We start from the raw sequence: 22279 nt of genomic DNA on the forward strand, positions 1-22279 counted from the left end.
GCCGGGCGACACCTATTTTTGGCGAGTACGTTTCTTCCCGGCTTTCCCGGCCGGAGAGATATGCGCGCCGGCGTCAAGTGCTTTTTCGCAGACCGCCAATTCCGCGTCGGTGTAGGCCAGCAAATAGACGGTTTCGACGTGCCGGGGGCGACCGTCGGTCAGGTGGGCGACAATGGCCGTCAGCATGCTCTGGACCGTGGACTCGACGTCGGCCGCCGCCTCACCGGTCCCGAAGATGGGAAACACGATCGAGGCGGCCCGCCGCCCGCCGTCGGCGATCTCCTCGGCCCGCAGGAACACGTTGCGCACGCACGTACCCAGATTGTCCACCCGGCGGTACCCGACGCCGGCGGCCCCGTGGACGGCGGCGGCGTGCACGATGCCCATGACGCCGTTGCGCTCGGCGAGCTGGTGCGCCCCGGTCACGATGGCGGTCCCGGGCTCCACGGGCACGTTGGCCCCCACCCGCCGGCCGAGCTCGTCGGCCACGCAGTCCTCGACCACCCGCTCGGTCAGGGGATCGCGCCGCGCGCCCTCGTACCGGATGACGGCGGAGATCGACCGCTCGTGGAACCTGGACATCTGCATGTCGGTGTTCTCGGAGTTCACCCAGACGTCCACGTCCTTGACGTTGCGCAGGTCGCCGGTGATCAGCACGAGCCGCCGGGAGGGCCGGCCATGGACCGTGTATTCGTACGTGCGCGTCTCCTCGATGGGCTGCGGCTGCCGCATTTTCGCGTGCGTGTCGATCTGCTCGCGCAGCACGCGGATCTCCTTCCGGTATTCGTCGGCCCGGCCCGCGGTGCGCAGGGAACGCAGCCCGTACCACCAGATGAACGCCCACAGCCCGACGGCGCCCGTCATGGTGGCACCCTTGATCTCGGCGGAGAATTGGCTCTGCGGGAAGAATGAGAACAGGAGCGTGACGGGAAAGAGGGCGAGCAGGGTCCAGGAGATCATGTGCACCCGCTCGTTTCCACCGTCCGGCGCGCGCCACTGCCAGGCGAAGGCACCGAGACCGAGGACGAGACTGAACACCGCCGTAAGCAGAACAACGGGATCGGCCTTCATTCGCTCTCCCATCCGAAAAAAACGGACGCGATAATCAGGCTAATACGTCACGCGTAAGTTGGCTGGGTAGGTGGGCCAAGAACCACCCACCCGTTGCCCGACTGGATGGTGGGCCTGCTGACACCCACCCCGACCACAAAGGACCTCGCTCCGCTCGGACTGCCCTTCCAGTGGCGCGCCTGACGGCGCACCCGCGCCTGACGGCGCCATCGAACCCGCCCGCTGACCTGCGAAGCGGTGGGCCGTCTGATGCCCACCCCGGACCGGGTGCCTTCCGAGCCAGGTCGGCCGATGGCGCATCGTCTATTCGCCAACCGGGGCGACATCGATCGCCTTTACCCGGCTACCCTTCGCTGCAGGGCGCATCGCATTAGGAGTCAGATGATCACGATGTGCCTTCTGTGGCGCTGAGCAGGGGCGATGGCTTCGGACCGTGCTGTGAGTGCGGCGTCTGGAAAGGCATTGGGAATGATCAAAGTCGCGGTGTCCTCAAACAGCGGCCCCTCGGCGCCGAGTTGATTGGCCCAGATGAGCGCTCCGTCCGGCTGCAGGCTGGTGTAGTTCGACTGCGTCTTCACCCCCACCCCAAGGACCACGTCGAGCACCTGGCGACGGGTGTAACCGGCCGCCAGGAACGCCTCGATCTCGGCGTCGTCCACCCAACCCCGCTGGGCGACGTTCGTTCCACGACAGTGAGGTCAACGACTGGAGGCCAACCCTCCGAGTGGGGCGTGCGCCGGAGCCGACATAGCCGGTATTGCTGGTCGGTGGTGCGGCGAATGGCCTACGGGGGACTGATGGCAGTGAGCATGCGGGCGAGTTTCCATGGCCGACGGCCCCAGGCGACGAGCTTTCCTTCGACAAGCGGCTTCCCTATTCCTTGCCGACCGATGAACACCAGCATGAGCGCCGCGGGGTCGGCAGACAGGTGGGCGTCAACGTCGCGCGCGCCCCTCGCGTCGAGTGTCAACGAACCGCGGTCGAAGACCATCAACGTGCGCCCGCCTCCACGCAGGCGCAGGTCGAAGCGGGCCCGGAAGGATCGAGCCTTCTCCTGGTCCAACAAGGCCGTGGGCGGTAGAGCCGCGATGAGCGGAAGCACGCCACCCTCGACCGCGAGCAGGGCGTGGTGACGCTGTATCGGCCACGAGCGCCCAGTGGCTACGGCGATGTCATGGCCATGAATCAAACATTCCTCGAGCAGGTGACACGCCACCGCCGCAGGCGGCAGGCGGGCACCTTGCAGCCAATCGACGGTGGCCGCTCGCGAACGCGACGCGATGTCGTCGAACTCGTCTGCCAGCGTGCCGATCCGGTCCGCGAGGACGGCTGGGTCCCGTTCGCCGTCCTGGGCCAGCATCTTCGCGTTGGCCTCGGCCATTCCCACCGTCGTCACCGTGGCTTGCGGGACCGGCCTTCCGGCGACGGCCTCGGTGTCGAAGCGAAAAACATGAGCCAGGTGAGCCGCGACATCGCCCACCGTCCACGTACCGACCGAATCGGCATTGGCGTCAGGGACGCTCCGCACAAGTTCGACGAGGCTGGGAACAACGTCCCGCAATGCCATACGCGCCTGGGCCATGGTGTCGGAGGCGCCGCTGCGCGTCGCAGCCGGGACCGTGCCGACGCCTTCCTGGACGTCCGAGTCTGGGCCTCTCCGGGAAGGTGGGGTGGCGGTCATCGTTTCGCTCCTGTGGCGTGAGTGCTGGTGGCGGCGGCCGTCCCATGGCCCCGGGCAAGGTGACCACACCCCTACCGGCGCTGTGCTGGATATTGTCAGGCAGACTTGAGAATGTAAAGTGATCGCCATGAGTCGGAGCTACGGCCAGTACTGCGGTCTTGCCCGGGCGCTCGATGTCGTGGGCGACCGGTGGAATCTGCTCATAGTCCGCCAACTGCTCATCGCTCCCGCCCGCTACCGCGAGCTGCTCGACGGGCTCGGCGGCGTGGCCACGAACCTGCTCACCGACCGTCTGCGCGACCTGGAGAGCGCCGCAGTGGTCGAGCGGCGACTGGCCGAGGAGGGCAACGCCATCGTGTACGCACTCACCCCATGGGGCGCCGAGCTGCGGGAGCCGGTGGAGAGCCTCATCCGCTGGTCCACGCCGCTCATGGCGCGCGGCCCCGGCGGCGACCGCTTCCACATCGAATGGCTCACCGTCGCCCTCCGCGCCTTGCTCGCCGACAGGGCCGCCGCGCACCAGGCATCGACGGTGGGGATCGCGGTCGACGGCCAGTTGCTCCAGGTGCGGGCGACGCGCTCGGGCATAGAGGTGACCTTGCATGATGGCGGCGATCTCGATGCCCTCGTGCGTGCTGACGCCCCGATCATTCTCGGGCTGGCAGCAGGTGCGCTCACCCTCAACGACGCCCATGGGCTCGTCGACATCGAAGGCGATGAAGCCGCGGTACGAGCCCTCTTCAACTCCCGGCGGGCCATGCCGGAGGGGCCCACTCGCCGATGACCTCTCGCACCTTAACGGCGCAGGGTGAACCCTCTCGCTGAGCCTCGCTGTCACACTTGTTTGCGGCTGGTGACATGTCCGTTTATCGGCACCCGAACGCCTGACGCAGCGCTGTCATTTCTGACCGGCATTTCTCGCGCATACCGGCCCTCAGCTCTGTTCGAACTCACCGAAGTAATCACACCTACCTAGACCGGCCGCCACCGCCGACTGCTGAGCTACGGCGCTCCACCATCAGCACGTCCCGCCAGACGCCGTGATGGCAGCCGATGCGCTCACGCGTGCCCAACACGCGGAAGCCGACCGCCTGATGCAGGGCCAGGCTCGCGGTGTTCTCACCGAAGATTCCGGACTGGATCGTCCACACCCCGGCGTCCTCACTCGCCGAGATGAACGCCTCCAGTAGCGCCCGTCCGACGCCCTGCGCCTGGCAGCCAGGGTGAACGTAGACACTGTGCTCCACCACACCCGCGTACACCGGCCGCGCCGACACCTGTGAAGCGGCCACCCAGCCCAGCACCTGACCGGTCGCGGTATCGGCGGCCACGTAACGCAGGCGCGGCATCTTGTCCACGGTGAAGCCCTCCCACCTCGGCACCGTGGTCTCGAAGCCGGCCTGCCCGGTGTCCAGCCCGGCCTGGTAGATGGCCAGCACCTGCTCGGCATCGTCTTCCCGCATCGGCCGGATCTCCACCTCGGGACCCGCCGCGGGCTTGACGGCCTGGACGATCGCCGAGTGGACACCATCGCCGTGGCCGGCGGTCAACGTGATGCGGATGCCCACGAACCCGGCCGCCGCCAGCAGCTCGCGGTACTCGCTCGCCGGCAGCGCCCCGGCCACGCACCCGATCCGCTGCTCGGCAGCCAGGCGACGGGCCGGGTCAACGTCGCCGTCGACCACCACGTCGCTCACCCCGAACCGACCACCCGGCCGCAACACCCGGAACGCCTCCGCCAGCACCGCCGCCTTGTCGTCGGACAGGTTGATCACACAGTTGGAGATGACCACATCCACCGACCGATCCGGCAGCGGCACCTCTTCGATTCCGCCCTGCAAGAACTCGACGTTGCCCACCCCCGCTTGCTCGGCGTTGCGGCGAGCCAGCGCCAGCATGTCCGAACTGGCGTCCAGCCCATATGCCTTGCCGGACGGACCAACCCGCCGAGCCGACAACAGCACGTCGATGCCGCCACCTGAGCCGAGATCCAGCACGGTTTCGCCCGGACACAGGTCGGCAACCGCAACGGGGTTGCCGCAGCCCAGGCTGGCCCGCACCGCGCCGTAGGGCAGGGCGCTGGTGTCGTCATAGCTGGCGGCGCCGAAACAGCCCCCCTCGAAGGCATCCGGCCCGCAGTCGGCGACGACCTGGCCGTCGGCCGCGGCCCGGGCCAGAGCAGAGTAGTGGTCGATGATCTCGTCATTGGTCATGACGACGCTCCTTCACTCACAGGTGGGCGCGCCTGGGGCGGGGTTGCCCATGACCACGTCGGCGGCGGTCGGGAAGCAGCTCACGCAGTTCTCGTTGATCCGGTACAGGCTGGAGGTGCCCTGCTTCTCGACCAGCACGAACCGCACCTCGGCCAGGATCTTCAGGTGATGCGAAACGGTGGACTGCCCCACACCAGAGGCTGTCACGATCTCACCCACGCTCATCGGCTTCCGCTGCCGGGCCAGCAGCGCCACGATCTGGATCCGCGTGGCATCGGCCAGGGCCTTGAACCAGCTCGCGTACTCCTCGGCCTCCGCCCTCGGCAGAAGTCCCTTCTCTTCGTTCATCGTTAATCGACGATAAACGATAAAAGAGCGGCGGGAAAGACCGCGTCCGACATCGCCGGCGAGTCGATGATCCTCGCAGGCCAAGGGTGCGAGCCCCTCGATGGCTGGCCGCCGCTCTCTGTGCGGCAGTAGCTATTCGTCGATCGTGACTCGTGGCAAGCTGATGCCCTCATGCGCGCGCAGCCACCTGCGAAAGTTCGGGTTCAAGCGTGCCAGCACCGTCACCGGTTTGGGATAGAGCCAGGCGAGCGGGTACTCCTGTCGCTGTCGGCTCCACCATCGGAGACGTCGGGCCTGCTTACCCTTGATATGGCGGGTCTCCCATACACGTCCTGCGTTGTCGATGACTAGCGTCCAGCGGATCCAGCAGGCGGACTCGTCCGGCCTTTCCCGCAACGCACTACGTTCTTCCTCGCTGATCGGGATCGACACGGCCTCGCTCTCCCAGGTGACGAGAGGAGCGACGGATACCAGGCCCCAGCGCACTGTTCGGACGCGGTCGTAACCTAGGTTCGGGCTCGCGGAACCAAGACAGGGCGTTCTGACCATCACGGCCGTACGGACCACTTGAACGGGAAGTTCGTTGCCGTTTCGCAGGAAGAGTTTGATCTTTACCGTCGAGTCGTGTTGCTGGTCGTCCGTTGGCGGTGAATGGGTCAACTCGCACCACGCGCCGACCTTGTCGACTTGTCCACGGTCGGCGTTAGCGCGGTCTCTGAGGAAGATCCGAAATGCGAGCAGCAGAGATCCGGCTCCAAGCCAGGCTGGAACGCTACCCCAATCAGGAAACGCCACCCATGTGACGGTATCAGTAAGTGGGAGTTCGCCCTTGCAGACACGGCGTGTCCGACTTGTTCCCGATTTGGTTCCTCAGCCCGGGGACGACCCGGCTGGACTCGTTCAATCGCGGTGCTGCGCCGCCCGGCATGCCGAAATCGACGTTACGGATAATCCATTGTCCGAGATCTGTTCGAGTCATTAGTAGGCAGTTGCCTATTCGATTTACGATCCCATGCAGTCAAGCTTTGTCCTGGATGTGTCAGCTCCCTACCTGCTGGAGGAAGCTATGGCCAAGCGCCGAGGGCAACTTACGGACCGCCAGAGAGAACGTGCACGGCGGCTTCGTCTGGAGGAGCAGGCCAGACGGGCACGGGCTCAGGCCGACCTCAAGGCGCAGCGGGAGCGCCAGCGTGCTGAGCGACTTGCAGCCCAGAAGGCCGCCGCTACCGAGCGGGAGCGCAAACGGCTGCACATCGAAGGTCGCAAAGCCGAAGCCGCCGAGATGACCGCAGACGTCAGTGAGACGGTCAAGGCGCTGGATTCGGTTTTGGTGACGGGCATCGGAAAGCGAATGCCGCTTACGTTCGCCTCTTTGAAGCGCGTGTTCGACGCTCAGCCATTTGACCCGGACGGTCTCGACCGTCCGAAGCCGAGACCGACATGGGCTCAGTTCGCGCCACGGCCGCCAGGCTGGTTCGGACGTCTTCTCGGCGGGGACGCTCGGTACGAGCAGCAGGAAGCTGCTCAACGACGCCTCTACGAGCAAGCGTGCGCCGAGTATGAGGCCCGTGATGCGGAGCGCCATCGGCGCTTGGACGAGCGCTACCATGCCCATCAGCAACGGGCCGCCAGTGAAAAAGCCCAGGTGGACCGTCATAACAACGAGATCGATGAGTTCGAGCGCGCCGTCCGCGCGGGTGAGCCGGAGCCTACGGCGCAGTACTTCACGATGGTCCTTGACGCCTCGGTATATCCCGATGGCTTCCCGCATCAGACTCGCGCGATCTATCGCTCCGAGGCGCGCGAACTAGTTGTCGACTATGAGCTCCCACCGCTGACGATCGTCCCGAGCCTACGGGGCTTCAAGTATGTGCAGAGCAGAGACGAGATAATTTCCAACCCGGCGCCGAAAAAAGAGATCGACGCAAAGTATGCGAGCGTGATCGCACAGGTCGCTGTGCGAACGCTCCACGAGATCTTTACGGCAGATCCCGCAGAACTCGTCGCCGTCGCCACATTCAAGGGCCGCCTTTCTGTCAAGGACAAGGCGACCGGCCTTCCTGAGCGCCCGTACTTGATCGACGTGAGCGCCGACCGTGAGCTCTTCTCCACATTCGTGCTGGCCGATCTTGATCCCGTATACACCCTCAAGAAGCTGAACGCCCTGGTCTCCCCGCATCCCTACGATCTCGAGGCGGTCCGGCCCGTGGTGGACTTCGATGCGCTGCTCGCGCAGTACAAGTTCGTCGAGGGGATCGACGCGGTAGCAGGTCTGGACAGTAGGCGTGATCTGCTCGGGCTGTCGCCGACCGAGTTCGAGCACTTCGTGCGCCAGCTCTTCGAAGCGATGGGGATGAAGTCATGGGTGACTCAATCGTCCCGCGATGACGGGGTCGACGCGGTCGCCATCAACGAAGACCCGATGTTCGGGGGCCTCTGCATCATCCAGGCGAAGCGTTATAGCAAGGCCGTCGGCATCGAGGCTGTGCGTGCACTGGCCGGAGTCATGGAAGACAAGCGGGCGACGAAGGGCATCCTTGTCACCACCTCATGGGTGGGCACCGACAGCCGCGATTTCGCCGCTCGTCATGGGCGCATGCAGATCATCGAGTGCGAAGAGCTCAAGTTCCTGTGCAAGGAACACCTTGACCTCGATGTGCTCATTAGCCTTCCAAAACCGCCTCCAAAGCGTTCTTGATCAGCCGGACCGCCGGCCACGCACCCTCGCGCATGTCGACTCCTGGCACTGAGCTGAGCTGTCGGATTTGTCGAAGCGTCGTCACAACGGAATGGCGTCGGCCACGGTGCATCGGTGGGAAGGCATTGGGAAGGATCATCCGCAGACGATCAGTGACAACCGTACAGCGCCGGACACATCAAAAGCCCATGGCCCGCGTTACTGCTGGTCAAGGGCGCTTTGTCGCTGGTCGAACCTGGTGCCCCCGGCAGGATTCGAACCTGCGGCACCCGCTTTAGGAGTCCGGTGAGCGTTCCAATGCCGTTTACATAGCGATCTTGCGCGTAGCGTCGCTCGGTGATCTTCCCGGGTGATGCAGGCGGTTCCGGGCGGTTGACGGATCTGGTCGCGGTTGGCGCACTGACCTCGCCGATCCCTCGCCAGGTCTGGGCGCGGCCGTCACCACGCACGGATGCCGGGAGCGTCGCGTTCGCAAGCTTCCCGCGTATGTGGTCGTCTACCTGCTGATCGCGTTGTGCCTCTACCCCGGCGACGGCTATGAGGAGGTCGCCGAGAAACTGACAGGCATGACGGCCCTGGTGCCAGGGGCACCAGGGCCGGGCGTCGACCCCCGCAACGGTACTCAACGTATCGCTGACGTGTACCCGGGTCAGATCACCAGGGCGTCGTGCAGACCGCCCGGCTGCCGGGGACTCCGGCCGGGGCGCCGCAGGCGCGGAACTTCAGGTTCGGGTCGCTCGACGTGCGCGCGGCCGGCGTTATGACGATCTCGCCGTCCCAGCGCGCCTCGAACGGCCCGCAGTACCCCCACGTCCTGCCGCCGTCAGTGGTCACGTCCAGCGTGACCCAGTCGCCCTTCTTGGCCCCGGAGAGCTGGGCCCAGCCGTGCTGGATGCCCTGGATGTAGCCGGACATGACGTTGAACTGGGGGCGACCATTGGCGCCGCCCCACCGCACCATCCGTACGGACTGCGGGTTGTTACCGGTGTAGTGCCACCAGCCGCCGCAGTCGATCGGCCCTGCCGCCGCCCGCGCCCCCGTCGCCGCCGCCGTCGTCCCCGTGGTCGTCGCCGCCCCCGCCGCGGCCGGGGCGGTCAGGAGCGCCCCTGTGACGACGGCCGCCGAAGCCACGACCAGGCCGAGTTGCCTTCCACGCATGTGTTTTCCCCTCCGTGTCGAACCGGGTCCCCCTTACACGGACACGTTAGGAAACGGACCTGTCGTGGCGCTGTCGTAGCGTTGTCGTCGCGCTTTCGCCGGGCCGGCGGTCCCCGGGATCGGGGTGCCGGATGAGCAGGTGCCGGTCAGGTGTGGCGTCGCGCATTCGCCGCGCCCAGCCGCCCCCGAGATCGGGGTGCCGGGTGGGCAAGGGCCGGTCAGGTGTGGCGGAGGCCTTCGATCCAGCCTGATTCGGCGGCGATGCGGACGGCGTCGGTCCTGTTGCGGGCGCCGGTCTTGGTGATGGCGCTGGAGATGTAGTTGCGGACCGTCGCGGCCGACAGGTGGAGCTCGGCGGCGATCTCGCCGGTGCCGGCGCCCGAACCGACCAGGCCGAGCACGGCCACCTCCCGTTCGGTGAGCGGGGTCACCGTGGCGCTCATCGCGGCCAGGGCCAGGGAGGCGTCGATCACCCGCTCGCCCTGGGAGACCCGGCGGATGCTCTCGGCCAGCCGCTCCGTGGGGGCGTCCTTGAGCAGGAATCCGCTCGCTCCCGCTTCCATCGCCCGCTTCAGCAGCCCGGCGCTGGCGAGGCCGGTGAGGATGAGCACGCGGCAGTCCGGCATCGCCGGTCTGAGACGGCGGGTGGCCTCGACGCCGTCGACGCCCGGCATCTCGATATCAATGACGGCCACATCCGGGTTGCAGGCGAGAGCGCGCTGGACAACCTTGTCGCCTCGGTCGGCCTCGGCCACGACCTGGATGTCGCCCGTGAGGTTCAGCAGTGCTGTCAGGGCTCCCCTGACGACGCCGTGGTCCTCTGCGAGCAGGACGCGAATCACCGGTGACCACTCTCCCGATCGTGTACGGCGGGCAGGCACACCCGCACCTGGAACACGCCTTCCCCGGTGGCGCCCGCCTCCAGGGATCCGCCCAGTTTCTCCACCCGCCGGCGCAGCCCGGCGAGCCCCGAACCGGGTTGATGGCCCGTTTCGCGGCGAGTGCCGTCGTTGCGCACCAGCAGTTGAACGCGTCCGTCGACCTCGTCCAGCTCGATCAGGCAGTGCCGGGCGTCGCTGTGCCTGACGATGTTCGTGGCCGCCTCGCGTACTGTCCAGCCGAGTACGCCGCCGGTCTCCTTGTCGATCTCCTTGAAGCCCAGACGCAGGTCGCAGCTCGCGCCGGTGAGCTCGATCAGCGCGGCGGCCGCCGTCAGCTCCGCGCCCAGGTCGAGCGAGCGTTTGGCCTCCACGACGTCGCCGATCTCCGCGCGCGCCTCGCCGGCGATGGCGATCGTCCCCTCCAGCTCGGCGGCGGCCTGCCTGCGGTCCACGTCGACCAGGGCCAGGGCCAGCTCCGTCTTCAGGGTGATCGACGCCAGCGTCTGGCCGAGCAGGTCGTGCAGCTGCCCCGCCAGCCGCAGCCGGTCCTGGTCCACGGCCATCTCGGCCAGCGCGACCCGCAGCTCGCGCAGCTCCCGGACGAACCTCGCGTAGTGCACGATGCCCGCGGCGACCACCGAGGCGACGAGCACTCCGGCGCTCCGCTGCGCCGCGGAGGATGCCACGGGGGCCCACTCGACGAGCGTCAGCGGGTACTCGGCGGCGGCCACCACCAGGAGCACGATGACGCCGTACCGGAAGGGCAGCAGGAGCAGCCCGGCGGTGGCGACGACGAGCGGCGTGTAGATCCACACCGATCCCTGGAACGGGATCGCCCCGTAGACGACGACGGCGAACAGCAGGAAAGTCCGCGCCCGGTGCGGCCCCTGGCTCGTGCCCGCGATGTGCCGGGCGACGATCCTGGCGTACACCACGAGCAGCCCTCCGAGCAGCACGAGCGCCATCAGGGCCCGGACCGGATCGCCGTTGAGCAGGAAGGCGAGCGGGGTGAGCCCCCACAGTGCCCCGGTGACCGCGACGACGGCCGTCGTCAACCACCTGACCTGCACTTCGCTGTCCTGGGCCACCGGCGGACTCCCACATGTCCGGATGCATCATGATTTCGTACTGATCGTGACCCCTTCCTGGCCCGCGAATCAACTACCGGCGGCCGCCGATCCCTCGTTCAGCCATCCGTTCGCCCGCGCGATGCGCACGGCGTCCTCGTCGCTGCGGGCGCCCGTCTTCAGGCGGGCGGCGGCGAGGTAGTTCCTGATCGTGTGGATCGACAGCCCCAAGGTGCTCCGCAGGTCGCTGCCCCGCCCACCGGCCGCGACGGCCGACAGCACGGCGATCTCCCGCGTGGTCAGCGGATTGGTGTCGATCTCCTGCTCGCCGCCGTCGGCGGCCACGTCGAAGTCGATGTAACGTTCGCCCCTGGCCACCACCCGGATGGCATCGGTGAGCCGGTGGGCGGGCGCGTCCTTGACCAGGAAGCCGCGCACCCCCGCGGCCATGGCCCGCTCGAAGTTACCGGGCGTGCCGACACTGGTGAGAATGAGCACCGGGGGCGGTTGTTCCAGCTCCTTGATCAGGCCCGCCGCCTCCAGGCCGTCGATGCCCGGCAGCCCGATGTCCAGCAGCGCCACGTCCGGCTTGGAGCCGACGACGGCGGGCACGATCTCGTCGCCCCTGGACACCTCCTCGACCACGCGGATGTCCCGCTCCTCCGACAGCAGGGCGATCAGGGCACCTCTGATGAGGTCGTGGTCCTCCGCGATCAGAACTTTGATCATCTCCGGTCTCCTGTAGCAGAGGTGAGTGCGGCCGCCGGCAGGCGGCCAGGAACGTCCAGCGACAGCGTGAACCAGCCGTCTTCGGTGTGCCGTCCGCAGCTCCCGCCCACCTGCGCGAGCCGCTCGTCGAGCCCGGCCAGGCCGCTCCCGCCCACGGTCGCCTCGGCGTCCGCCGCTCCGGCGGCGATCGAGTCGCTGTCCGGGCGCACGCCGTCGTTGGCGACGGTCACCGTGATGCGGTCACCGTCGGTCTCGACCCCGAGCAGGCAGACCGTGGCGTCGCTGTGGCGCAGCAGGTTGGTGGCCGCCTCGCGCACCGCCCAGGCCAGCGCCACGCGGACCTCCGGCGGCAGCGAGGGCGGCAGTTCGGCGAAGTCGCATCGGACGCCGGCGGTCTCCAGCACCCGGCGCACCCCGCTCAGCTCCCTCTCCAGCGACATCTCGCGGTAGCCCTTGACCACCGCCCGCACGTCGTGCAGCGAGCGACTGGCGATGTCGTGGATCTCCGTCAGCTCGCGGCGCAGCCGGTCGATCTCCTCTGGCGGGATCCGTGTGCCCAGCTCGGTCCGCATGGCGATGACCGAGAGGTTGTGCCCCAGCACGTCGTGCAGCTCACGGGCGAACCTGAGCCGCTCCTCGGTGATGGCGAGCTTGGCGGCCTCCTCGCGGGTGCGCTGCAACTCGGCGAGCAAGGTCGCGAAGATGGTCAGGCCCGCGAGCGCGCCGGCCGTGAGCAGGTTCTGCAGGGAACCGAAGAGCACCCAGCTCAGGTCCTGCGAGGCCGGCAGGACCAGGCCGGCGGCCAGCGAGGCGAAGAACCCCAGCGCCGCCCACCGGCCCCGCAGCGTGACCGCGAACGCGAGCGGAAGCATGAACCCGACGCTCAGCCAGGTGGGCCCGGCGGCGAACGGCACGGCGAGGGCCAGTACGCACATCACGGCCAGCACCGCGGGATCCCACCGCGAACCCCGGTCGAGCACGGCCCGCACCGCCAGCCACAGGTAGCAGCCGGTGAGGCCGATGATGAGGACGACCGCGGTCACGACCCTGACGGAGGAGTAGGCGCCGAGCGCCTCCGCGAGCGGCACGGCGGCGAAGGCCGCCATGCCGACGAGGAAGACCCCGGCCGTGGCGCGGGCCAGCCGTACGATGCCCGGCCCGACGCCCCTCAGCCTCTGCGAGGCTCCCACTTGAACCACCTTCTCGCGGCGAGCAATGAGAGGACGAGCCAGGCGGCCAGGACGAGCCACCCCGGCCACATGACCAGGAAGCCCTCCAGGATCCCCACCTTGGGGGGCACGCCGGCCCCGGCGTGTCCCACGTAGTCCCGCCCGAGATAGGCGGTACTGACCCCCTCGGCCACCCGTCCGAACGGGAGGAAGGAGGACACGATCCGCAACCAGCCGGGGAACGCCGAGACGGGGTAGGCGAACCCGGACAGGCCGATGGCGAGCAGCAGGAACGGCAGGCTCACCACGACCGTGGAGCCCTGCGCGGGAATCCTGCCGCTCACCGCGACGGCCATCGCGGCGAACACCGCGAGCCCGAGGAGCACCGTGACCACCAGCAGGGCGGGATTGGCCGGCAGCTCGACACCGTGCATCACCCTGGCCAGGCCGACGACCAGCACGAGCTGCAGCAGGCCGATCGACAGCACGGTGAGGATCTCCCCGCCGAAGATGGCGAGGTCGGGCAGCTCCGTCCCGCGCAGCCGCTTGAGTATCAGCAGTTGCCGCCGCACGACGAAGGACTCCACCAGGGTCATGAAGCCCAGGGTGGCGATGCCCATCACGATGACGCCGGTCATGATGGCGACATCGACCGGCGCCCCGTCCCTGGTCCCGCCCGGCAGCATCAGCGGCATCAGCCCGCCGAACACGACGGGGAAGAACAGGGCGACGCCGACCGACACCGGCGTGCGCCAGAACAGCGTCTGGGTCAGCCGGAAGTGCGCGAGCGTGTAGGCGGTCACGTCCTGGCCTCCTCCCCGCGCGCGCCGGCGATGTCGAGGAAGACCTCTTCGAGCGTCGCCTGTCGGACGTCCAGACCGCTGAGCCGCACGCCACGAACATGCGCCCACCCGAGCACGGAGTGCGCCACCGACTCGGGCTCGGCGGTGAGGATCACGCACCGCCGCCCGGTGACGGTGAGCGCGTCCTGCTCGCCCACCGGCAGCCCGTCGAGGGCGGTGTCCTCGGGCAGCTCGAAGGCGACCCGGCCCGAGCCCCGGCCCAGCACCTCCGCCATCGTGCCCTGGGTGACAATGGCGCCCTTGTCCATGATGGCCACCCGGCCGGCGAGCTCCTGGGCCTCCTCCAGGTAGTGCGTGGTGAGCAGCACCGTCATCCCGCCGGCCGCGAGATCCCTGACCAGGTCCCGGACCCGGTGGCGGGCCTCGGGGTCGAGCCCCGTGGTCGGTTCGTCGAGGAACAGCAGGTCGGGGCTTCCGAGCGTGGCCAGCGCGATGTCGAGCTTGCGCCGCTCGCCGCCCGACATCCGCTTGACCCGCGTCCGGGCCTGGCCGGACAGCCCCACCAGCTCCAGCGCCTCGGCCACGGGTCTGGCGCCGGTGGTGAACCTGCTCCAGGCGGCCACCGTCTCGGCCGCCGACAGGTCGCCGAACAGGCCGGACTCCTGCAGCACCAGGCCGATCCTGGCGCGCGGGGCGCGGTGCCCCGCCGGGTCCTCGCCGAACACCCGCACCGTGCCCTCGGTGGGCCTGAGGTAGCCCTCCAGGATCTCGATCGTGGTGGTCTTGCCCGCGCCGTTCGTGCCGAGGAGGGCGAACACCTCCCCCTCGCGTACGTCGAAGGAGATGCCGTCCACGGCCGTGAACTGCCCGTAGCGTTTACGAAGTCCGGAGACCTCGATCACCGTCTCGCTCACTGCGTGTCGCCGAAGCAGACCGAATTGCACAGGGCGGTGCCGATCGAGCTGGCCGTGCCGTCCGTCGTGAACGCGACAGAGCCGGCGGCCGACTCCAGCTCGCTGACGTCGAACTCGCCCTCCGGCTGGGGCGGCAACGGCGGCGTGGGCACCCCCTCGGGGTAGACGATGCCGTACTGGCTCAGCAGGGGCCTGGGGTCGCCGTCATAGCGGCCCCGCAGCCCGCCGTCCTGCCACGCCGCCGCCACCAGCCGGGCGAACTTCCTGCGGTCCTCGTCCCCGAAGACGTACATGCTCTCAGCCATCAGAGGTCTCCTTGTCTGTGTGGATTCCGGGCAGAGCGCGATCGCTCAGAACGTGTCGCCCGTCGTGTTGGGGACGCTCGGCCCGGTCATGGTGGTGAGCGTGAGAATGGTGCTGACCGTGCCGGGCTCCGAAGAGCCGGCGGCCGACTCCAGGTCGGTGATGTCGAACTCGCCCTCCGGCTTGGGCGGCAGCGGCGGCGTGGGCACCCCCTCCGGGTAGACGATGCCGTACTGGCTCAGCAGGGCCCTGGGGCCGCTCTCGTAGCGGCTCCGCAGCTCGGCGTCCTGCCACGCCGCCGCCACCAGCCGGGCGAACTTCCTGCGGTCCTCGTCCCCGAGGATGTAGATGCTTTCGGCCATCAACGGTCTCCTTGTCTGTGCGGATCGGACTCTGCGGGGGCGCCGCCGATGAGGAAGTCCCCGACCGACGACTCGGTGGCCCAGTCGAGGCCGAAGGTGCGGGCGGCCAGGTCGGCGTCGCCGCTGCCGAGGCCGCAGGGCGCCATGCCCATCGCGGTGGCCACCAGGTAGAAGGTCTGGTAGAGCGCGCCGACGGTCTTCAACGTGGCGGCGTAGGCGATCGAGGAGTACTTCCACGACATGCGCTGGAAGCGCGAGGTGATGGTGATCAGCACGTCGGGGCTGGCCGTCCCGCCCGTGGCCAGGCTCGCCGCGGCCAGCATCGCCCGCGCGTCCTCGTCCCTGGCGGGGAGGGTGACGAGCCGGTGGCCGCGCGGGTCGTAGTAGTAGGCGCCGCTGTCCAGGCCCTCGCACCGGGCCACGGTCAGGTACAGCTCCAGCTCGTAGACGGCGCCGCCGCCCGGGTAGGGCCTGCTGCTGGCCTCGTACGGCATACCGGGCGCCGGCCCGAAGACGCGCCTGACCCTGGCGGCCCGGTAGAGCAGCTCGCCGAGCTGCCGGACCGTCGGCGGGCCGGCGTACTGGCGGACCGATCTGCGCGACTCCAGCACGGTGGTGAACGGCGGGTCTGCCGCGGCGGCCTCCTCCAGGGAAGGCGTGTACAGCTCGACGGCGGCGCCCTCGGGAGGCTGCTTGATCACCGGTGGCGGCGGCGTCTCGTCCAGGAAGCGGAAGGTCGCGCCGAACGGCTGGTCGTGCCGCCCCGCTCTGCTCCTGGCGTGAAAGAGCAGGTCGTGGAAGTCCCACGAGCGCAGCGCGGGGTCGCGTTCCTCGGCGTCTCCGGCGAAGGCCATGCCGGCGGCGACGAGATGGCCGATCGCCTCGGGCGCCTCCTTCACCATGACCGGGCGGCCGAGCGCGGAGAGCAGCGGCATGGCGTCCTCGGTGAGCGTGACGCGGTGCCGGGACAGCGGGGACTCCAGGACGAGTCCCTGATCCGTCCTGCGGACGAGCGCGAACCTCGACAGGCGCACGGTGTCACTGGGAGCGAGCGCGGGCAGCCGGAACCGGGCGTCGCGGGCGATGGGCACCACCCGCAGCAGCGGCTCGACCGCGTGGACGAGGACCGCGCTCAGCCGCGACAGCGTCAGGTACAGCAGGGCAGCGTCGTGGCTGGTGCCGCCCGCCGCGAGGAGCCGCTCGGCCAGATCGTCCTGATCCGCGAGCGTGCCGGGCAGCTCGCGCAGCAGCGACTCGACGGCCTGCGGCAGGCCGCGCAGGGTGACCGTGCCGAAGGGTTGCGCGATGGTCAGCACGTGGCCCGCGGACTCGACGACCGCGTCCTCGCGCAGCCCCACCATGGGGAGGAGCGCCGGGCCGGTCACAGGAACATCGTGATGGGGTTCATCTGCTCCTCCGGGGTGGGCTCGGCGAGCCAGCCGAGCCGTACGGGCACGTCGTAGAGGCGGCCGGGGGCCAGCCGCCGCCAGAAGTGGCGCAGGCCGGGCACGATGACCTTGACGACCGGCAGGCCGATGTCGGGCCTGGTCTGGTCGAGCACGAGCATCTCCATCCCGCGCTCCTCGACCAGCGCGCGGGCCGCCTCGACGTCGTCGAGCAGGTCGGCGGTGGCCGGCCGGGAGTAGGCGGACGCGGGCACGGAGATCGCGGTGGGCGAGAGGTAGGGGTGGTCGGCGACGCGCGCGTTCGTCCACCAGTCGACCTGGTCGCGCTCGGGGAACCGGTAACGGGTGACGCCGTCCGGGCCGACGTCGATGACCGCGGGGATGAACTGGTTCAGCTCGGCCAGGGCGCGCTGGACGGCGATGCGCACGTCGAAGTGGGCGCCGAAGGCCATGAGGATGTCCTCGGTCGGCCCGTCGACCCGGCGGCTGACCGCGGCGGCCACCGGGACGCCGAGGTCGTTGGTGAGGTCGAGCACGTGCAGGTCGCGGCCGAGACCGGCGTAGACCTCCTGGAACTCGGAGATCCACGGGTCGGCGAAGGTGCCGAGATCGAAGGCGGGCCGGCGCAGGCGGTTGTACCACCACACGGCCACCGCGTCCCGCTCGACGAGCTCCATGAAGCCCTGAAGGACGGCGTCCTCCAGGGAAGAGCCGGCGGCGTTGCCGTTGGAGTCGGCCCAGGTGTAGAGCGGGCCGGTGGAGCGTTGGTCGTTGTAGTAGTAATAGAGGTAGCCGGTGGGCAGGTACTTGTGCCGCCGCTCGGTCAGCGACCACACGGGCGTCCATTCGATCGCGGCGTCCTCGTCGAAGGGGTCGTTGACGTAGGAGTAGCTGGAGGTGGCGCGGACCTCCCGGCGGGTGCGGTACTGGGCGTCGCTGTAGAGCGAGCAGGCGTTCGGGTGCACGGCGTCCGCGCCGAGCTCCCGCAGGCTCGCCGTGCGCCTGGCCTCGTCGCCCTGGAAGATGCCCGAGTAGCGTTCCATCGCCTCGCACATGGCGCTGACCTTGGCCTGCAGGTCGGTCATGCCCTTGCCGGCGCTCTGGGTCCGCAGGCCCTTGCGCAGCATGGCGAGGTCGCGGGTCTCCCGGGAGAAGTTGTGCCCGGCCACGTACGCCTTGACGAACGGCGTCCTGGTGTCCATCCGGGTGAGTTCACGGATGACGCCCGTGACCGGGCTGACCAGGTGGGCGTACCGCTCGGCGGTGTCCTCCGGGTGCTTGGAGCGGTGGCCGCCGTCGGCGGTGAAGGTCTTGGGCCGTGAGCGCAGCTCGACCGGGGCCTGCGCGGCCGCGGCCATCAGGCCGTCGTCGCCGCACTCCGGGCACTGTGGCCTGCGCCGCAGCTCGTGGCGGGTGGCGCCGAGGCGCATGGTGTCGAAGGTGACCAGGTCGCGCTGCTGCGGGCTCCTCGCCCCGGCCAGCCACTTCGCCGCCTCGGCCGCGACGAGCCGCACGCCCGCGCCGCGGGTCAGCGCCAGGTCGGCGGGAGGCAGGGCCAGCGGGCGGCTGCTCCGTAACCTGTCCTCCACGTACGTCAGCGACTGCCGGTGCCCTTCCAACCGCTGGGACAGGCATCGCCAGCAGCCGCCGTCGTCCTCCCCCGGCTGGAAGACGGGGCCCAGCCAGAGGACGGGGCCGGTCGTGCGGGCCAGCAGCCAGGGCCGCCGCTCCGCCAGGTGCCGCCGGTTGACGTCGGCCAGCTCTCCGCGCAGGTAGTCGTCGGTCAGCACGACGGTCAGCGCCGCGTCCTCCCCGGGGCCGGTCACCTCCACCCCCTCGGCGACCAGCAGGTCCCGCAGCTCCCCGGCGGGCACGTCCCCGACGGTGAGCAGCTCGGCCCGCCCGCCGCGCACCGCGGCGACCGCCTCCTGCGCCTGGAGTCCGGCCATCTCCCAGTAGGCGGCCGTCCTCCGATCCACGTCCTCGGTGACGTCGACCAGCAGATCGCGCTGCCTGAGCGTGTGGAGCACGTAGTAGACGTTCTCCGGCGGGACGTCCGGCTCCACCGCGACCAGGATGTCGTTGACGGTGTGCTTGCCGTCGAGCAGGCCGGCCACCGCCTCGATCGACCGGCCGGTGAGCACGTGCGTGTCGCGCTCGTTGATCAGGAAGACCCCGTCTCCCTCGATGACCTCGACCCTGAAGTGGCGGCGGAAAGATGGTCGGGCGTCCATGGCGTTCCTTTCGGTCAGTGCACTCGGGTCAGTGCACGAGGCGCAGCGAGGCGACCTGGTCGTCGGCGAGCCGGAGGAGGGTGAGCCCCGCCGCGGCGAGCCCGTCGGTGGCGGACAGGGACAGGCGGTCGGCGCGCCGCCGGTCGGCGAACCAGCGGCCCGTGTGGTCGCGGCGGCGCAGCAGTTCGGCGGCCAGATCGCGGGCGGACCGCTCCAGCGCCCCGTCGCCGGTCAGGCGGGCCGTGTGCAGCGCCACCTCGGCGTCCACGACGAGCCGCGCGCAGGAACGTCCGGCCTCGGGCGCGCAGTACCTGGCTACGCGCTCCCGCAGGTCGCCGGGCACCTCGCCGGTGAGGAGGTGGGCGGTGGCGACGGCGGCGAGCAGCGAGCCGGGCGTGTCGAGGGCGAACCGGTGCGCCAGCAGCGGCGCGGCGGCAGCGCCGATCTTCCCGGGGCCGGTCTTCCCGGGGCCGGCCTCCCCCAGCGCGCTCGCGCTGGCGGCCAGCGCCCACACCAGCCCGTCCACCCCGGTGGGCACCCCGTCGAGCGCGGGCACGCCCGGCGGGTACGGCGACCGGGCCGCGCCGCCGCCGGCCAGCTCGGCCAGCAGCTCCTCATGCAGCCGCGCGGCGAGCGCCTCGGCCGCGGGGACCGCCGTCGGGGCGGCCTCGCGCAGCTTGTGCAGGGCGAGCAGCAGCCCGGCCCGGCCCAGCACGGGTTCGGCGCTGGTCGGCAGGGACAGCTGGGCCTCGGCGAGCGGCACCAGCGCGACCGCCCGCTCCACGAGCCTGGTGTCGGCCAGGGTGGCGCCGCAGCGGCTCAGCGCGTAGATGGTCGAGCCGAGGCCCACGAACGCCCCGACGGGCGCGAGCGTCCCGCACATCCTGCGGTAGACGCCCGACTGCGTGGACAGCGTCGCGAACTCGGCCGAGGCGTCCAGCGCGTCCTGCGCGGCCGTCCAGTGGCCGGGGGCGCCCGTGTTGGCGTACAGCTCGGCGAGGAAGACGGCGAGGCCGGCGGTGCCGGTGAGCAGGTCACCCTGAAGGGGTTCGACCTGGTCCAGGCCGTGCGCGGGATAGGTGACCACGCCGATCCAGCCGGACCGCTCGCCGACGGGGCCGCCCGCGGGCGTGCCGAGCGGGACGGCGCTGGCGAGAACCTGGTCGGCGAGCTCGCCGGCGCGGGCGAGCAGCACCTCGGCCTCGGGCTCCTCCCGCCGGCCCGACAGGTCGTAGACGTACTGGCCGATCTCGCGCACCGTGCGGGGCCGGGGCCCGGGGCCGGGGAACAAGGTGGGCAGTTGCCCCGCGCCCGTGAAGTCCAGGCAGGTCTCCAGCACGGCGAGCTGCTCGTCCACCGGGAACCCCGCCAGGTCGGCGAGGCGGTCCTGAACCCGCTGCCACGCCGTGCCCGAGAAGTGCCCGGGGATCTCGACGCCGTCGGGGGTGAACACCGAGTCCGAGCCGGGCCTGGAGACGAACAGGGGGATGTCCATCCGGCGGAACGCGTCGATCTCCTGCTCGACGATCTCCAGGATGTCCTCGCGTCCCGGGTCCCGCCGCAGCGTCTCGCGGGCGCTGCGGAACAGGTGGGCGAAGGTGATCTCCCTGGCCATCCCGTCGATCAGCGCCCCCGGGCTCAGGCTCATGCCGAGCAGCTCGACGCAGTCCCAGGTGCTGCGCCAGATGTAGCGGACCGGCGCGTCCTCCAACAGCGCGAGCGGGCCGCGGGCGTCGGCCAGCAGCTCCCGGTTGCGCGTCAGGCAGTCCTGCATCTGCCTATAGCCCTCGGCCACCTCGTCGGCGTAGCGGCTCGGGTCGGCCAGCTCACCCGGGCCCCACGTGGGCCGGTACGGCGGCGCCTCCCAGCCGAGCGGGTACAACTGGGGGTTCTGCGCGACCTGCTCCTGCAGTCCGGCCATGCAGCCGATGTCGTGCGACTGGACGCCGCCCGCGATCACCCGGGGAAAGCTGATGACGGCGGTCTTGACCACCGTCTCCTCGACCTGCCCCCACAGGGACTGGATGCGGTCTCCGATGAGGGCGGGCTTGCTGATGCGGCCCTGGAGGACGTTCTCCAGGTCGATGAAGACCGGCGTGTCCCCCTTGGCGACCAGGTTGTCGGCCCACAGGTCGCGGCACTCCAGGAACTGGGCGAGCCTGGCCAGCATGCCCAGGCGCGTGTAGTAGCGCCGTACGCTGTCCTCGTCGGTGGCGGGCTCGGCGGTGACGTACTCCTCCCAGCCGTAGCCGTCGCGCAGGACGACCGCGCGGGTGTGCAGGGTGAGCGGCAGCCCGTGGCTGTTCAGCAGGGTGCACACGTCCATCAGCCCGACCACCGAGCGCAGGTCCTTCGGCTTGTAGACGACCCGCTCGCCCGAGGCGAAGGTGAGCAACGTGACCACCCGGCCGTGGTTGTGCGGGTCGCCCGAGTCGCCGGAGTATCCCGTGACCGGTCCGGGGGCGGTCCAGCCCCACAGCGTCCTGCGCAGCTCCGGCAGGTCGGCGTTCAACCGGTCGAAGAGCTCGTGAACGACGCGCCGCCACTGCAGGCAGGCCATGCCCATGACGTAGGCCAGCCCCGGGAGCGTCTCCAGCCGGTCGAGCCAGCCGGACTGGCTGACGTCCAGGCCGGGGCTCTGCAGCCAGGCGGACACGTCGTTGGCGGTGCCGGCGAGCTGCGCCTCGAACGCGAAGCCGGAGAAGCAGACCTGCGTCAGGCGCTCGATCAGCTGGCCCGCGATGTCCTCGCACGCCTCGGGGGTGACGGGGACTCCGCGTACCGTCCCGTCCTTCATGTCCACCAGCCGGTTGACGGCGCGCCTGAACGCCACGAACGGGGAGCCGGGCCGTCCGGACGCGGGGTCGGCCGCGGCCGTGGGCGGCTGGGCGAGCAGGAAGTCCACCAGGGCGTAACCCCAGTCGGGCAGCCTGCCGGGGTCGGCGAGCCGGACGTCGACGAGCCCGGCGCCGAGGTCGCGGCCGGAGCGCCTGCGGTGGTGCAGCAGCGCCCGCTTGGCGTCCTCGTCGTCGCCGACGGCGGCCTTCAGCCAGCGTTTGGTGCGTTCGGACGCCTGGCGCGGGCTGCGCCCCGCCACGGGGACGAAGAACTCTCCCGACACGCGCTCGGGGAAGGGCGCCGCCGCGGCGAGCACGGCTATCAGCCGTTCGTCCCCACCCGGAACCGCGAGCAGGCCCTCGCCCTGCGCTTCGGCGTATCCGGCGTGAACCGAGACCGTCATC

The 22279-nt window shown here is 69.8% G+C and carries 21 protein-coding genes; 3 read left to right on the forward strand and 18 right to left on the reverse strand.

Annotation, left to right across the window (positions count from 1 at the left end; translation table 11 throughout):
- Positions 1-12 precede the first annotated feature (12 nt).
- From ABZX61_RS38395 to ABZX61_RS38405, 3 genes are all read right to left on the reverse strand, one after another.
- On the reverse strand, positions 13-1038 hold the full coding sequence (locus ABZX61_RS38395) for a hypothetical protein (protein WP_355201249.1): 1026 nt from the start codon (positions 1036-1038) through the stop codon (positions 13-15).
- A gap of 410 nt (positions 1039-1448) precedes the next feature.
- The gene (locus ABZX61_RS38400; RefSeq protein ID WP_355201251.1) at positions 1449-1730 is read right to left on the reverse strand and encodes a hypothetical protein; all 282 of its coding nucleotides are present in this window, start codon (positions 1728-1730) and stop codon (positions 1449-1451) included.
- Between the two features lie 125 nt (positions 1731-1855).
- Positions 1856-2752: a maleylpyruvate isomerase N-terminal domain-containing protein gene (locus ABZX61_RS38405; protein WP_355201253.1), complete on the reverse strand. Its 897-nt coding sequence runs from the start codon at positions 2750-2752 to the stop codon at positions 1856-1858.
- 127 nt (positions 2753-2879) lie between these two features.
- On the opposite strand from ABZX61_RS38405, the gene ABZX61_RS38410 reads away from it, so the two are divergent.
- Positions 2880-3536 (forward strand): helix-turn-helix domain-containing protein, encoded by a 657-nt coding sequence (locus ABZX61_RS38410; RefSeq protein WP_355201255.1) that lies wholly within the window; start codon positions 2880-2882, stop codon positions 3534-3536.
- 184 nt (positions 3537-3720) lie between these two features.
- Here ABZX61_RS38410 and ABZX61_RS38415 read toward each other — a convergent pair whose 3' ends face one another.
- The 3 genes from ABZX61_RS38415 to ABZX61_RS38425 all read right to left on the reverse strand — a co-directional run bounded on the left by ABZX61_RS38415 (position 3721) and on the right by ABZX61_RS38425 (position 6108).
- Entirely contained in the window at positions 3721-4965 is a 1245-nt protein-coding gene (locus ABZX61_RS38415; protein WP_355201257.1) for a GNAT family N-acetyltransferase, read from the reverse strand.
- Between the two features lie 12 nt (positions 4966-4977).
- Positions 4978-5313, reverse strand: coding sequence for a metalloregulator ArsR/SmtB family transcription factor (locus ABZX61_RS38420; RefSeq protein ID WP_355201258.1), 336 nt, complete (start codon positions 5311-5313; stop codon positions 4978-4980).
- Between the two features lie 132 nt (positions 5314-5445).
- The gene (locus ABZX61_RS38425; protein ID WP_355201259.1) at positions 5446-6108 is read right to left on the reverse strand and encodes a hypothetical protein; all 663 of its coding nucleotides are present in this window, start codon (positions 6106-6108) and stop codon (positions 5446-5448) included.
- Positions 6109-6379: 271 nt separating this feature from the next.
- On the opposite strand from ABZX61_RS38425, the gene ABZX61_RS38430 reads away from it, so the two are divergent.
- The gene (locus tag ABZX61_RS38430) at positions 6380-8011 is read left to right on the forward strand and encodes a restriction endonuclease (RefSeq protein ID WP_355201260.1); all 1632 of its coding nucleotides are present in this window, start codon (positions 6380-6382) and stop codon (positions 8009-8011) included.
- Between the two features lie 425 nt (positions 8012-8436).
- Positions 8437-8775, forward strand: a complete 339-nt coding sequence (locus ABZX61_RS38435; protein WP_355201454.1) for a transposase domain-containing protein — start codon at positions 8437-8439, stop codon at positions 8773-8775.
- Here the strand turns inward: ABZX61_RS38435 and ABZX61_RS38440 are convergent.
- From ABZX61_RS38440 to lanM, 12 genes are all read right to left on the reverse strand, one after another.
- Positions 8666-9169, reverse strand: coding sequence for a hypothetical protein (locus ABZX61_RS38440; RefSeq protein WP_355201262.1), 504 nt, complete (start codon positions 9167-9169; stop codon positions 8666-8668). The two genes, ABZX61_RS38435 and ABZX61_RS38440, sit on opposite strands and share 110 nt — an antisense overlap.
- Before the next feature lie 218 nt (positions 9170-9387).
- On the reverse strand, positions 9388-10011 hold the full coding sequence (locus tag ABZX61_RS38445) for a response regulator transcription factor (RefSeq protein WP_355201263.1): 624 nt from the start codon (positions 10009-10011) through the stop codon (positions 9388-9390).
- Positions 10008-11138, reverse strand: coding sequence for a histidine kinase (locus ABZX61_RS38450; RefSeq protein WP_355201265.1), 1131 nt, complete (start codon positions 11136-11138; stop codon positions 10008-10010). Before ABZX61_RS38450 ends, ABZX61_RS38445 begins: the two co-directional genes overlap by 4 nt.
- 69 nt (positions 11139-11207) lie before the next feature.
- On the reverse strand, positions 11208-11846 hold the full coding sequence (locus tag ABZX61_RS38455) for a response regulator transcription factor (protein WP_355201267.1): 639 nt from the start codon (positions 11844-11846) through the stop codon (positions 11208-11210).
- Complete coding sequence (locus ABZX61_RS38460) at positions 11843-13036, reverse strand: histidine kinase (RefSeq protein ID WP_355201269.1); 1194 nt, start codon at positions 13034-13036, stop codon at positions 11843-11845. The genes ABZX61_RS38455 and ABZX61_RS38460 overlap by 4 nt, the downstream gene beginning before the upstream one ends.
- Positions 13015-13818 carry an ABC transporter permease gene (locus tag ABZX61_RS38465; RefSeq protein WP_355201271.1) on the reverse strand — a complete coding sequence of 268 codons (804 nt, stop codon included), beginning with the start codon at positions 13816-13818 and terminating at the stop codon, positions 13015-13017. The genes ABZX61_RS38460 and ABZX61_RS38465 overlap by 22 nt, the downstream gene beginning before the upstream one ends.
- Complete coding sequence (locus ABZX61_RS38470) at positions 13815-14732, reverse strand: ABC transporter ATP-binding protein (RefSeq protein WP_355201272.1); 918 nt, start codon at positions 14730-14732, stop codon at positions 13815-13817. The genes ABZX61_RS38465 and ABZX61_RS38470 overlap by 4 nt, the downstream gene beginning before the upstream one ends.
- Complete coding sequence (locus ABZX61_RS38475) at positions 14729-15037, reverse strand: hypothetical protein (protein ID WP_355201274.1); 309 nt, start codon at positions 15035-15037, stop codon at positions 14729-14731. Before ABZX61_RS38475 ends, ABZX61_RS38470 begins: the two co-directional genes overlap by 4 nt.
- 45 nt (positions 15038-15082) lie before the next feature.
- The gene (locus ABZX61_RS38480; protein WP_355201276.1) at positions 15083-15397 is read right to left on the reverse strand and encodes a hypothetical protein; all 315 of its coding nucleotides are present in this window, start codon (positions 15395-15397) and stop codon (positions 15083-15085) included.
- Positions 15397-16782, reverse strand: a complete 1386-nt coding sequence (locus tag ABZX61_RS38485) for a SagB family peptide dehydrogenase (protein ID WP_355201278.1) — start codon at positions 16780-16782, stop codon at positions 15397-15399. Before ABZX61_RS38485 ends, ABZX61_RS38480 begins: the two co-directional genes overlap by 1 nt.
- A complete protein-coding gene (locus tag ABZX61_RS38490) occupies positions 16779-19037 on the reverse strand; it encodes a TOMM precursor leader peptide-binding protein (RefSeq protein WP_355201279.1) in 2259 nt (752 codons plus the stop codon). Before ABZX61_RS38490 ends, ABZX61_RS38485 begins: the two co-directional genes overlap by 4 nt.
- A 28-nt stretch (positions 19038-19065) precedes the next feature.
- Positions 19066-22278, reverse strand: coding sequence for a type 2 lanthipeptide synthetase LanM (gene lanM / locus ABZX61_RS38495; protein ID WP_355201281.1), 3213 nt, complete (start codon positions 22276-22278; stop codon positions 19066-19068).
- Between the last annotated feature and the right edge of the window lies 1 nt (position 22279).

Source organism: Nonomuraea sp. NPDC003709, assembly GCF_040610775.1.
GTDB classification, from domain to species: domain Bacteria; phylum Actinomycetota; class Actinomycetes; order Streptosporangiales; family Streptosporangiaceae; genus Nonomuraea; species Nonomuraea angiospora_A.